Below are 13,790 nucleotides of genomic sequence, written 5' to 3'. Positions count from 1 at the left end.
TAAGTATACTTACCCGGCAATTCCAGACACCACCAGTGTAACTAATGATGTCTACAAAGCAATACTTCTTAATGGAAGCACGTTTTTACCACGTATTATGTATTCAGTAGTTACATCAAAACCAGCAGAATATACGGATTTAAAAGCACAGGGGTTCAACACGGTACTCATTGGAGAAAGAGGTGGTGTCACTTTTGCTACAGCTTTCTCTCAGATTAAAGCAGCTGGTTTAAAAGCTGCAGCTGCTTTATATCTTAATAATACCCAAGTGGATCTTACTTACATCACAAATACGGTAAATACGTATAAAGATGATCCGGCTCTACTCTATTGGGTACTAAACGATGAGCCTGATGGTCATGCGATTTCTGCAGCAACCATGCAGGCAGCCTATAACGCGGTTAAAAGCTTAGACTCCAATCACCCAGTATACTTAAACCTAGGCACAAAAAATATCATTCAAGGGGGGAGTTATAGTGGCGCTACGGACATAATGTCTGCTCATTCTTATCCCATTCCTAATTCTTCTGTTACAGACGTAAGCGATATGACTGACGTCGTTGCGGCGACTGGAAAGGCAGTGAACATAGTTATCCAATCATACGGAATTACGAATAGAGCGCCCCTTCCAGAGGAGACTCGCGCTATGACTTATCTTGCGATTAATCATGGAGCGAAATCTACGGCATTTTATGCCTTTGATGCACCTACTCTATGGTATATGAAAACAGATAGCCCTCCACTATGGGCAACGTATAAAGTATTAAATCAGGAATTGGAAGTGCTGAAAGATGTGATAGCAGCACCAGATGTTACTCAAAATATTACATCCTCATCTTCGGATCTTGATATCAAGGTACGGGAATACAGTGGCGCACGTTACTTGTTTGCGGTAAATAAAACAGGTTACAATGTCACTTCCACGTTTTCAGGTGCAGGTCTGACAGGTAAAACCTCTGCTTCGCCAGTTTATGAAAATAGGAACCTTACCATAAGCAGCGGCTCCTACACGGACACATTCTCGCCTTATATGGTTCACATCTATCAATTGAATTGAGGTGCTTACCCCTTGCATTTTTGTAGTGATCGACATGGGGTAATCAATGACTGCGGGGGGTGTGCTATTTATATTTGGTCATTCACGGCGACAAATACCCAGCGCCTGTCTATTGAAGATCAGGACATAGACTGAGATAATTGTTACGAAAGAAAGGTAATGTGCGTGAGCTAGTAGTTCACTTGGTCACCTTTCTGTCTTATTGCGAAGAGTAACCGCGTAATACGGGTTGCTCTTTTTCTTATTTATAATACAATAACTCCAACTCTAAGAATTGTTATACGAATCTACAAGTTTTGAATCTACTGGCTCCGTTTTTCACGTGATACAATCGAATGTAAGCCAAGACCGGCTATGGTTTTGGGCAAAGCGCCTCTTGCTCTTGGACAGAGGCGTTTTTGCTTGTTCGACAAATCCTGCGATTCTTTCGGAGAACGTATGAATACCTCCGTCACGCAACTTATAATGGAGACATCCAACTACGATATGAGGAGTGAATCATACACGATGGCAATCTGGCGGCACTTGTTTCCGAACACCTTGAAGATTAGGCTTTTCATGGCCTACATCACCCTCCTGATGATTCCTTTGTGTGTCGCTATTTTTTATTTGTTCCAGCATTTCGAATCCATCCGCCAAAAGGATTTGACGGACCGCATGACCGAACGGATGCAGCAGGTGTATGTGTCCTTGTCGGATATGATGGCCTTCGCCTACAAGGCGAATATCATGCTGAGCCAAGACGAGAGTCTAATTCAGATCATGCACGATCCGGACAAGTATGATCCCCTTGACCGAAAGAAAGCGATCGAAAGCAAAATGTTTGGAATCAATAACAGCTTCTTCTTCCATCAGACGGAGCTATATTTCAGATTTATCGACCGTAAGGGCAATGTATATACCTCCTATGCGCCTAACGGCCAGTTGACCAATAGGTTGAATGAATTGCAAGATTGGCTGAATAAGCTGCAAAGCGGGTCACGTCCATACCGCTGGATGGCCGATGATTGGAATGATGTGAGCGGGAGCCAAGGGAGCAAGCTCCTGAGCCTGTACACCATTCTGGATGACCAACTGCGGGGAAATTACGGACTGGCGCGTATCAGCATCAACATTCAAGAATGGTTCCGCAGTACGTTGAAGGATAGCCCGGCCAACAAGGATCTGACCATCTTTTCCGGCCAAGGAGAGATCGTGCTGCAGAGCAAGGAAACAGCTTTCAGCAACGTTATGATGCAAAGTATCATGTCTGCACAGGCCAAGGAAGGACATTTCGAGGACGAACGCGCGTTGTCTCTTGTCAATTACAGCTATCTGGAGGAGCTAGACTGGTATGTGGTCAGTCAAATACCTTTAAGCGAGCTGCAGCAAGAGATCCAGCGGTTAAGGCTTATATTTTACTTGTTTCTTACGATTCTGGTCATTACATTCATACTGGTTACCATCTTCCTGTCTGCTCGCATGACCCAACCTCTGTATGTCCTGGAGCGAAGCATGGAGGAAGCATCGGACAAGAAGCTGAATGTCAAAATCTCCATCGGCAAGGATGCAACAGACGAGGTGCGCTCCCTTGGCGAAAGCTTTAACCGGATGATTGATGATGTCGTCGAACTCATTAACAAGCTTAAGCTGGAGGAGCGGCAAAAGCAGGCGGTTCGTTTCCAAATGCTGCTCTCCCAAATGAACCCACATTTTTTGTTGAACACCTTGAACACGGTCAAATGGATTGCCAGAAAAGAAAAGCAGGAAGCGATCGTAGGTATCTGCACGTCTTTGGGGTTCATTCTCGAGGCAAGCCTCAACTCGGAAATTGAGATGATCACCCTTGAGAAAGAAATACAGCTCTTGCGCTCCTACGAATCCATACAGGCGTTTCGCTTTCGGGATCAGTTCACCATCATCTATGAAATGGATGATTCGGTTCAATACGCACTGGTTCCCAAGTTTAGTCTGCAGCCTTTGGCTGAGAATTCCATCGTCCATGGCTTTGAGGCGGCAAATGGCTGTGGTACCATCTGGGTCAGGGCCAGGGCTGAAGGAAGCGAGCTTATTCTGGAGGTGGAAGATAACGGCATCGGCATGGAAGAGGCCGCTCGAAGGCCGGAAAGGCGAAGCGGACACGGGATCGGACTAAGCAATCTGAGAGAGAGGCTGCAACTGCTTTTTCATCGGGAGTGCACCATTGAATTTATATCCAGCGCGGAAGGGACCCTCGTTCGGGTCCAACTGCCCTTGCTGATTGCGACGCCCTATTCACAGGAAGGAGATGGTGGGCATGTGGACGGTTTTGCTGGTGGAAGATGAAAGTTTTGTCCGGGAGGCCATTAGGGAAATTGTGGACTGGGAACGCCACGGCTTTTGCATTGCGGGAGAGGAAGGAAATGGCAGGGAGGCTCTGGCGGCTATCCTGGACATCAAACCTGATGTAGTGATTGCCGATATTGTCATGCCGGGCTTGGACGGGATTGAACTGCTGAAGGAAACGAGGAAGGCGGGAATCCACAGCCGGTTTATTATGCTGACGGCCATGAGCCATTTTGATTACGCCCGGGACGCCCTCCAATACGGCGCCTTTAACTATTTGTTAAAGCTGTCATTAGATGATGATGTTCTGTTGGAGAACCTTGCTCAGATCAAGGGGGAATTGCTTGAAGAACTTAAGGTGGCGGGAGAGGCGCTTTATCCTCATTATCATCGTACCTGGTCGGGCATCTGGGAAACAGGCGCATCGGCTCATGAGGATCAGGCCGGAACGGTTGCAGCGGCGGAGAAATTCCGTTGTCTGGGACTTGATATTATTACCGTGTTGAGCGGAGGAGTTCCCGCTGCTGCGGATCAGGCGGGTATCAGTCCGGAAGAGTATCTGTTGGTCCAATCTTTCTATGAAGGAGGACAGACAACCTTCTTTTGTTGGAGATTCCATAGGAAGGAAGAGAATGTCCGCTCGTATAAGTCGGACTTTCCAGTTGGACTAGCAGTTGGCAGCAGTCTGGCCCATCTGCCCCAGGATTGGCGGCGGGCGCTGAAGCAATTGAACGGCGATTGGTACGGCCGTGAGGCAAGCTCGATTAAGGAACGGCACAAGCTGCAGCCCATCACGGAGCTGGAAGCCGAGCTGATCCGGTGCTTTGAAGAACGCGATGAACCCAAATGCGCCGAGGTTGCAGCCCTTATGTGGGAGAGCATGGAAGCCTCGTCGTTCTCCCACATAGAAGTGAAAATGCTGGCGACCCATCTTCTTCATATCCTGGCGAGGCTGGCGGGACGAAAGTCGGAGGATCGGGAGGGAATCAACTCAGCCATCAGCCATGAATCGCTGCTTGCGCATGTGCTGCAAACCATACGGGAGCTTATCCGGCACCGTAAAGAAGAAAATGTCAGTTTTACGGACCATCCCGAGGTGAACCGGGTGATTCAATATATGCTGGAGCATTACAAGGAAAATATCAAGGTAACGGATTTAGCCAAGATGGTAGCCATCAATGGGGACTACTTAAGCACTTTGTTCGGCAAAAAAACCGGACTGACGCCAATCGCGTATTTGCAAAATATCCGGATCGAACAGGCGAAACGCTTGCTGCTGCATTCCAAGCTGAGTGTGGAGGAGATCGCCTTTCAAACGGGCTTTGCCGACGATGCCTATTTCATCAAGGTATTCAAGCGCGTGGTTGGACATACGCCCAGTTCGTTCAGGAGGGAGAACAATCTCTAAGTTTTGTCCTATCAACCTGTAAGTTTCAACTCTAAGAAGATAAGGCGCAGCTTGGTAAAGTTGGGAGGAATCAAACATCCGATTCTAGGGAGGTTACAGGTAAGATGAGAAACAGAAAATGGATAAGTGCAGGTCTGGCGGCACTTGTGGCAGTGCCTCTGGCGCTTGCCGGCTGCGGTGGAAAGGATAACGGTAATCAAGCGGGGGGGACGGCTTCGCCTGCGGCAAGCACGGCGCCTAGCGCCACGGCAAATAAGGACCCGATCAAGCTTGCCATGTGGGGAGCGGTACCGGCCGAGAACGGTCCCCAGGCAGTTGTAGACAACTGGAACAAGCAGAATCCGGATATTCAGGTGGAGTATGTGCGGTTCGTCAATGACGATGCGGGCAACCTGAAGCTGGATACGGCGCTTATGTCCAGCCAGCCGGTGGACATGTACATGAGCTATGATTTCGGCCTCTACGAGAAGCGGATCAAAGCGGGTAACGCTCTTGATCTGAGCAAGTTCACCGACTACAACGTGGACGCAAAAATGGGCACAGGCGCCTCCTTGTGGAAGGTGGACAGCAAGTATTACGGCGTTCCCACCCAGAAAGGTTTGTCCTTTGTTTGGTTGAACAAGGATATGCTAGATGCCAAGGGTCTCTCGGTTCCCACGGACTGGGGTCTCGACGAGTTCAGGGATTATGCGAACAAGCTGAAGGGAGACAAGGTGTGGGGAGCGGCGCAGACCGATTATTACTTCAATGTGCCCCTTAATGGCTCCATGCTGAAGCAGAGTCTGCTGTTCACTAAACCGGACGGCACCTCGGCCTTCGATAATCCGCTGACTGTCAAAGCGCTTCAGGTGTATTCGAACATGATGTTCAAGGACAAGAGCATCATGCCCCATACGGAGCAGATCACCTCGAAGCCAGCCCTTGACCAGATGTTTGTGAAGGGGGAAACGGCGATGCTGTTCTCCACCAACCAGATTTTCAGGACCACCAACAATGTGAAGGATTATCCCCGTACCTTCAAGGTAGCGGCAGCGCCGGCTCCCAAGGTAAACAAGGATCAGACCGACTATATCAACGCCGGCGGATTGGGCGATGTGCTCTCCATCAATCCTCGCACCAAGAATCCGGAAGCGGCCTGGAAATTTATCAAGTGGTATGCGGATAATGGGATGCTGCCGATGGCGGCAGGGGGCAGAGTGCCTTCCTCCAAGGATTTTCCCGTCGATCAGGCGGTCAGTTTGATGTTCAAGGACGTGGAGAACACCTATGACATTGATTCCATCAAGCGGGTTATGTTCGGCAACCTCCCGCTCGGATTAAGTCGTCTGGACAAAAAAACGGGAAGCGAGCAGCAGGTCGTCTATGACAAAGTCTTCACTCAGAAGCTAACTCCCGAGGAAGGTGCGAAGGAACTGGCCCGGGTGCATAACGAGAACCTCCAAGCGGCCAAAAAATAGGATGCCTAGAAGCCAAAGGAGGGCAAGGACATTTGTGCTGCGCTTCTCCTTTGCTTTAAACCCCTAATTATAGAGAGAGGCGGTGACTAATCGTGAACTGGATGAAACGGCAGAGGCTGCTCGGCTATGTATTCATCGCCCCCAATCTTATCGGAATGACGATATTCATGCTGATTCCTGCCCTGTTCTCCTTTTATTTGATGTTTACGGATTGGGTGTTCGCTAGCGGGAAGCCGCCGCATTTTATCGGATTGGATAATTTCAAAATGATGGTGAGAGACGACTTATTCGCTGTTTCGGTCAAAAATACCCTGATGTTATTAATCCCTGTGCCGATTTCGATTATGTTTGGTTTTCTGATCGCGGTCATTCTGAATAATCGTGCCTATTTCCAGAAGACGCTGCGGGCTTTCTTCTTCGCCCCCTATTTTACCARCGGCATCGCGATTGCATTCGTCTGGATGGTGCTGTTCCAGCCCTCCTCTGGTCCCATCAATGCCTTCCTGCGATCGGTCGGCATAGCGGAACCGCCTCGATGGTTTGCTTCCCCCGACACGGCCATGTATGCGGTCCTCGTCATGATGATCGCAGGCGGCATCGGGTACAACATGATTATTTATTTGGCCGCTCTGCAGGAAATATCCCCGGAGCAGTTGGAAGCCGCCAAGATGGACGGAGCGACGTTTTGGCAACTTTTGCGCCTCATTATTTTGCCTTTGGTCAGCCCAACGACATTTTTTCTGATGATTACCGGATTTATCGGCTCCATCAAGGGCTTCGGTATGATCTATGCTATTACTCAGGGGGGACCCGCCAACAGCACGACGGTTTTCTCCATTTTCGCTTACAAGAAGGCATTCAACTTTTATGAAATGGGATATGCGTCTGCCGTTTCGTGGACCATGTTCCTGCTCATCCTTGGCATTACACTAATTCAATGGGCAGGTCAGAAAAAGTGGGTCCATTACTAAGGAAGGGGAAAGACGCGACATGAATCCGAGAAGCGCCAGAATCATCAAAGAGAGGCTGGGCAAAGGCATGAACACCGTCATCATGGCACTAGCCAGCCTGCTCTTGCTGTCGCCCATGATCTGGATGATCAGCACTTCGTTCAAGAAAGCCAAGGACGTCTTCACCTACCCGATCCAATGGATTCCCAGTGAACCGGTGCTGACCAACCACATCAAGGTTTGGACGACCGGAGACGGATTTGCCCTCTTTTATTTCAACTCTCTGAAAATTTCCTTGATCCTAATGATCGGAGCGCCGTTGTTGGCCGCTATGGCCGCATATGGATTCAGCCGCATTGAATTCAAAGGCAGAAACGTCATTTTCTTGCTGTACCTGTGTCTGATGATGATTCCGCAGCAGGTGCTGTTTGTCCCCAAATTCATTATGTTTGAGTGGATGCATATTTATAACACCCATTGGGCGCTCATTCTGCCGGGGCTGTTTACGGTATTCGGCGTATTTATGATCCGGCAATTTTTCATGAGCATTCCCCATGAAATATCCGAAGCGGCCTTCATTGACGGGGCGGGGCATTTCCGGATTTTTGTTCAATTGTTTCTGCCTCTCTCCAAGCCGGTCCTGGCAACATTCGCGATCATTGATTTTACATGGACCTGGAACGATTATGAGAACGCGCTGATCTTTCTACTGGACAAGAAGCTTTATACGGTTCCGCTTGGCATGCAGAATTTCATGCTGGAAGCGGGTGTGGACTACAACATGATGATGGCGGCCGCCACAGCGAGCGTCGTGCCTCTGCTCCTCGTATTCTTCTTGGGCCAGAAGTATATCATTCAAGGCTTCTCAAGCTCCGCCGTCAAAGGATAAGGAGATAACGGGCAAGCCATTTATCAGGAGGTAGACGGATGTTGAGAAAAGCAGGGCTTATGTTAGTAGCGCTTATTTTGTTGCTCGGTGTTGCGGGTGTGCCGCTGCCGGGGCTGTTGGGTCCGTTAACGGCATACGCGGCCGTACTCCCTCAGCATGAGGGGATCGCCAACTGGTCGTTCAAGGGGAATGGCGGAGCGGATGCGGATTATGGACTGGATTCGGTTACGACCCACCTGGGCACGCATGCGCTATGGTTAACCGACGCATCCCCCAAGGCGTCCAATGTCTATTTGACCGTATGGCAGAGCGTTCCGGTTAAACCGGGCACTACCTATACGCTTAGCGTATGGGTAAAGGGCGACAACGTCCACAACGCATGGTTCGGCGGCGGACCGAGCTGGAGCTTCCGGAAAGGAGTTCCCGACGGTACCTACGATTGGCAGAAGGTGACAGCGACTTATACGACAGGAGCGAGCGAAACGGCGTTCGATTTTCGCATCATGTTAGAGAATGTAACGAATCGCGTCTGGTTCGACGATATGACGATGAGCGAAGCCGGTACGACAGCCAATTTGCTGCAAAACGGTGATTTTGAAAATGTACCGCAGACGGAGCTGATAAACGGCTTCGAAACGCCGGGAGCTTGGATCGGTAGCGACAATTCCGCCGGGAAAGCCGTTACCGAGCAAGTCTACGACAATAAGAAGGAAGGTCAGTTCGCTACCAAGATGACGTATACGGTCAATCCGAACGTCACCGGCTGGATTAACGAATCCTGGAGTCCGAATCCTAAGCTTGATTTATCCGATGCGTCCAAGCTGATGGTCGATATCTATCCTTCGTCGCAAACGTCGGGGTCGTCGGAGCCGTTGTATTGGAAAATAACGGACGATACGGGGGTCCTCTATGAATCGCCGATCGGCAAACTGGCTGTGGGCAAGTGGAATACTGTCGCCATCGACTTGTCGACGCTGACCAAGCCGAGAAGCCATATCAATCAATTTAGTTTTTACGTGTACACCGGCAGCAGCGGACTGGAAGGACGATCGCAGGTCGCGTATACATTCGACAACCTTCGGGCAGTTTGGACTCTCGTTCAGCCGGTCGCAGCCAGTCCGGCGCCGGGACAAGTGACGCCCGGAACGCCTGTGGCGCTGTCGACCGCTACGGTGGGCGCGGCCGTCTATTATACGCTGGACGGTACGAATCCGACCACTTCCGTCTCCAGAACGGCTTATACCGGGCCGATTGTCATCAACGGGGCCAGCTTGATTAAAGCCTACGCAAGCAGGCCCGGGCTAGCCGACAGCGCGGTGACGTCGTTCGGCTACAGCGTCGGCTCCGGCAGCGACAACGAGACTCTGCTGGATTGGAACGCCTTCTTGAACGGGACGAGCGGCGGTAACGTGTTGCCGGTATTTGCGGCAAGCGGCATCCAAATGGACGGGAACCTAGATGAATGGGCCTATACGGGCATATCGCTTCCTGCGAATTCTACCCAAGTGTTGAGCGGGGGCTGGGGCGGCGCGGACGATTTGTCCGCCAAAGCTCAGTTCGCCTATGATGCGGACAATTTCTATCTGGGCGTCAAAGTGAAAGACAACGTCCATCAGGCATTCTCCGGCGCAGACATGTGGACGGGCGACAGCGTGCAGGTAGCTTTCAGCCCGAATGGAGCCACCTACGGACCGGAATATGGCTTTGCGAATGTCGACGGCAACCCGGAGGTATGGCGCTGGAACTCCGGAACAGCGACGCTAGGCAAGGAAGCGGTAACGCTCAAGACATCGGGGAATGGCAACGAGACGGTATACGAAGTGAAAATGCCGTGGAAAGCGATATTCAGTGACGGTCTGAATGCAAGGTCGAGCATTCCGTTCACGCTCCTGATCAACGATAACGACGGGGACGGACGGAAAGGTTGGATTGAATGGACGAGCGGCATCGCCAGAGGGAAGGATCCGACTCAATTCGCCAAGCTTCAGTTTGTTCCGCAAGGCGACCAATGGGCTGTATGGATGGACGGCAAGGCCGAAGTCCCGGCTGGAGTACCGAGTGTGTACTCGGTATACGTACCGAATTTCAGCAATCAGCCGCGGCATCTCAACTTATCCATCCCGTTTCTTAACCTGGGGGAGCAGGTCGATCTGCCTGCCGGCACGATGCTGAAGAAGGACGTTAACGTCACGTTCCCACAGGCCGGATCCGCAACGCTTCAAACGGTTGTGACGGAAAGTGCGACGGGGAAAAGCAGGGAAACATCGCTAGCGGTCAAGGTGTCGCCCAACCCTGCGGAACTGCGCGCCAAATTCGACAGCCTCGCGGCGCGTTTGCCGGCGCTGCAGAGCTTGCTCAGCGAAGTGCAGGCGAAGGGACTGCCGACCGATTACGAGACGGTCGATGTGACGGTGATCCGAAACTTCATTGAATATGGCCGAGACGATATCGATCACGGGTATCTGGATCGGGCGGCCTATGTGGCGAGCGAGCTGGAAAACCTGTACGCGGATGCGGAGTCCAGGTTGCATGATTACCTCCAGGGCAGCAAAAAGCCGTGGGACGTTCCGCGCTATGTGACAGGCTCAAGCCGCCCGCAAATCCACAAGTACTCCTTTGTAGCCGATACGAAGACGGGAGCTGCAGGCACAACGGAGAAGGGCGCCGTCTTCTTCACCGGGTACGGACACTTTGGCCAGGTGCGCAAGGACATCCCGCAATTCAGTGATTACGGAACCAACATCATTCAGGTTGAAACCGGACCGAACAAAGTGATCCTGCCGCCCGCTTCGCTGCCGGGCTGGAGCGTGAACAAGGCAGGCGGCGTGAAGGCCGACGCGGTGACTGACCGAACGGTCGTTCATTCCGGCCAGGCGTCGCTCAAGATTACCAATACATCTCCGTTAACGCCGCAAGTGTACTTGAACGTGACACAGAATGTCTCGGTCAAGCCGAGCACGACGTATCAATTCCGAGTGTGGGTCAAGGGCGACAATGTCAAGAATGTGTGGTTCCCGGGAGGGAACGGTTGGACGAACCGCGTCAAGTTCCCGACAGGCACGTACGACTGGACGGAAGTAAGCGCGCAATATACGACCGGAGCAGGCGAGACGTCGCTTCCATTCGTCATTCTGTCCGAGAATGCGGTCGGCGCCGTCTGGATCGACGATGTCAGCATGACGGAAGTCGGCAGCGCAACGAATTTGCTGCTGAATCCCGGCTTCGATGACGATCCCCAGACAACACCGGGCAAAGATTACCTGATTACCACCGACGCGATTCAGAATGACATCGTGAAAGTGCTGCAGAATGCGGCCGAACATAATATCGCGGTCAATCTGCTTATATCGCCGCAGTATTTTCCGAAATGGGCTTATGAGATGTGGCCGGAAACCCGCAGCAACAACCAGGCCAGTATCCGTTTCAACTTCGACGCGCCGAAGTCAAGAGAGATCATCGAGGACTATTTGCGTGCCCTGATTCCTCTGGTCAAGAATTATCCGTCGCTGCATAGCATTACGCTGAGCAACGAACCGGTCTACAAATCCAACGTGGACAACGCCAATCTGCCGGCTTGGCACAGCTATTTGCAGGCCGAATATGGGACAGTCGCCGATTTGAACCGCATATACGGCTCGAGCTACGGCGGCTTTGACGAAGTGCCGATGCCTGGCAATATTCAGGCGACTCCGGCCTTTTACGACTGGGTCAAGTTCAACAACGAGCTGTTCTCGGAATGGCATCAGTGGATGGCGGACATCATTCATGAGATTGCGCCGGACATCCCGGTTCAGGCGAAAATCATGAACGGCGCCTTCACGACGGGGGCGCTTACGTGGGGTATCGATCCCGAGCAGTTCGCCGCTCTGAGCCAAATCAGCGGCGACGACAGCCACAATTATTACGGCTCGGGCAAAGCCAGCTTCCTGAGCGAACTGAAGTTTTACGATCTGCAGGCTTCGCTCAAGCAAGCGCCGGTGTTCAACTCGGAGGATCATATCATCCCGGACGGCGATAACCGCTACATTCCGCAGCAGGCGCCGCATGTCCAATCGGTATTGTGGCAGGGAGCCGTTCATGGCCGAAGCGGATCGACGATCTGGGTATGGGAACGGACCTATGATAAGAATAGCGACTTTGCCGGAGGCGTCATGCACCGTCCGGATGTCGCGGCTGTCGTCGGCAAAACGAACCTCGATCTGAACCGGTTGGCCGACAAGGTAACGGCTTTACAGGAGGAGAAGGCGAGAGTCGCCATCCTCTACTCGCTTCCGTCGATGGTGTATGATTCCGGTTATCCCGATATGTTGGGGAAAGCTTATGAAGCGATCAGCTTGAGCGGGCTGAAGACGGGCTTTGTTACGGAGAAGCAGGTACAGGAAGGCAAACTGGACGACTATCGAATGGTGATTGTACCCAAAGCGGGCCACATTCAAGCGGATACGTTAAGCCGACTGAAGCTCTACGCCGACAATGGCGGGAAAATCGTTGTGCTGGGCGGCGACTCTCTCCGCTTCGACGAGCACAACCAGCCGCTTCCCGCAGACATCCGCAGCAAATTGTTAGGCCAGTCGACTGTGCTGGAATCGATATCGTCGGCCGACCAGCTGCGCGGAATGATCCTCCCGATGTTCACTGCTCTTCATTTGAACAGCGTCATGCTGTACGATGCGGCAACGGGCGAGCCGGTGAAGGATGTGGAATGGAGAAGTGTGAAGGTCAACAACAAATGGCTGATCAACATTGACAATTATTCGGCGCAGCCGAAAACCGTCTATGTCAAGATCGACAATAAAGCCGTTACCGCTGCAGCGGAATTGATCGAGGGCACAACGGTGAACACTGCTGGCCTCACGCTGCAGCCGCTAAAGCCGGTTCTTCTTTCGTTAGCGGTCGAAGAAGTCACGGACGAAACCCCGCCAACGACCACGGCGGCACTGGAAGGCGTCCAGCGCAACGGATGGTACGTATCCGGCGTCACGGTGAGCTTGCGCGCGACGGACGAAAAGTCCGGCGTTGCGAAGACCGTCTACAGCTTGGACGGCGGAACGACATGGCAGCTTTATGCGGTTCCGCTGATTTTCCAGGAGGATGGGGTTCATACGCTTTCGTTCCGGTCGGTCGATACCTCGGGAAATGTGGAACAACCGCAGACGGTCACCTTTTCGATCGATCAGACCGCGCCGGTTCTGAAAATCAGTGGAGGAGGGACCTATACCGTCGATCAGAACGTGCTCGTTACCTGTACCGCCACGGATACCATATCCGGCGTCGTTTACAGTACATGCTCGACTCCTTTGTTGAATATTCCGGCCTATCGCTTGAACATCGGTGACAACACGATTACTGCTGGTGCGACGGATGCGGCGGGAAATGCCGGAACGGCAACAACGACGGTAACCGTAGAGGTAACATTGGATGCCCTGATCCGGCTCGTGAAAGCTTGGATTATCGGCAATGGCGATCAGGGCATCGTCAACTCGCTTGTTGCCAAGCTTCAACATGGACAGTTCGACGCCTTCATCCATGAAGTCAATGCACAAGAAGGAAAGAAAATTTCCGCTGAAGCGGCTGGCTTCCTTATCAAGTTCGTGAACGCTTTGAAGTGAACGAATGCGATGGACTAGGCTCGAAATGATTACCGACCCGGACGCGAAACGTCCGGGTTTGTCAATATATAAGAAAGTATAAAATTCCGCCTCGTTGAATTGGGCGTAGACTATAG

7 protein-coding genes are annotated in these 13,790 nt (G+C 51.8%); all 7 read left to right on the top strand.

What is annotated here, in order from left to right:
• Window positions 1-1,057 (top strand): glycoside hydrolase 5 family protein (locus AC1DWB_RS23945; RefSeq protein ID WP_477543609.1); only part of this gene is annotated, 1,057 nt, incomplete at its 5' end.
• Window positions 1,058-1,564: 507 nt separating this feature from the next.
• The gene (locus tag AC1DWB_RS23940) at window positions 1,565-3,361 is read left to right on the top strand and encodes a cache domain-containing sensor histidine kinase (protein WP_477543608.1); all 1,797 of its coding nucleotides are present in this window, start codon (window positions 1,565-1,567) and stop codon (window positions 3,359-3,361) included.
• Window positions 3,333-4,769, top strand: a complete 1,437-nt coding sequence (locus tag AC1DWB_RS23935; protein ID WP_477543607.1) for a response regulator — start codon at window positions 3,333-3,335, stop codon at window positions 4,767-4,769. Before AC1DWB_RS23940 ends, AC1DWB_RS23935 begins: the two co-directional genes overlap by 29 nt.
• Window positions 4,770-4,873: 104 nt before the next feature.
• Window positions 4,874-6,226, top strand: a complete 1,353-nt coding sequence (locus tag AC1DWB_RS23930) for an ABC transporter substrate-binding protein (RefSeq protein ID WP_477543606.1) — start codon at window positions 4,874-4,876, stop codon at window positions 6,224-6,226.
• A gap of 101 nt (window positions 6,227-6,327) precedes the next feature.
• A complete protein-coding gene (locus AC1DWB_RS23925) occupies window positions 6,328-7,197 on the top strand; it encodes a carbohydrate ABC transporter permease (protein WP_477543611.1) in 870 nt (289 codons plus the stop codon).
• 19 nt (window positions 7,198-7,216) lie between these two features.
• On the top strand, window positions 7,217-8,065 hold the full coding sequence (locus AC1DWB_RS23920) for a carbohydrate ABC transporter permease (protein WP_477543605.1): 849 nt from the start codon (window positions 7,217-7,219) through the stop codon (window positions 8,063-8,065).
• Window positions 8,066-8,103: 38 nt separating this feature from the next.
• Window positions 8,104-13,674, top strand: a complete 5,571-nt coding sequence (locus AC1DWB_RS23915; protein WP_477543604.1) for an OmpL47-type beta-barrel domain-containing protein — start codon at window positions 8,104-8,106, stop codon at window positions 13,672-13,674.
• Window positions 13,675-13,790: the final 116 nt, after the last annotated feature.

Source organism: Paenibacillus sp. P4_E11, assembly GCF_056401635.1.
This window is presented reverse-complemented; position numbering and strand designations above follow the sequence as displayed.

Coding starts and splice junctions, on each gene's coding strand:
- AC1DWB_RS23915 (WP_477543604.1), top strand. CDS start 8,104: ATGTTGAGAAAAGCAGGGCTTATGTTAGTAGCGCTTATTTTGTTGCTC.
- AC1DWB_RS23940 (WP_477543608.1), top strand. CDS start 1,565: ATGGCAATCTGGCGGCACTTGTTTCCGAACACCTTGAAGATTAGGCTT.
- AC1DWB_RS23930 (WP_477543606.1), top strand. CDS start 4,874: ATGAGAAACAGAAAATGGATAAGTGCAGGTCTGGCGGCACTTGTGGCA.
- AC1DWB_RS23935 (WP_477543607.1), top strand. CDS start 3,333: ATGTGGACGGTTTTGCTGGTGGAAGATGAAAGTTTTGTCCGGGAGGCC.
- AC1DWB_RS23920 (WP_477543605.1), top strand. CDS start 7,217: ATGAATCCGAGAAGCGCCAGAATCATCAAAGAGAGGCTGGGCAAAGGC.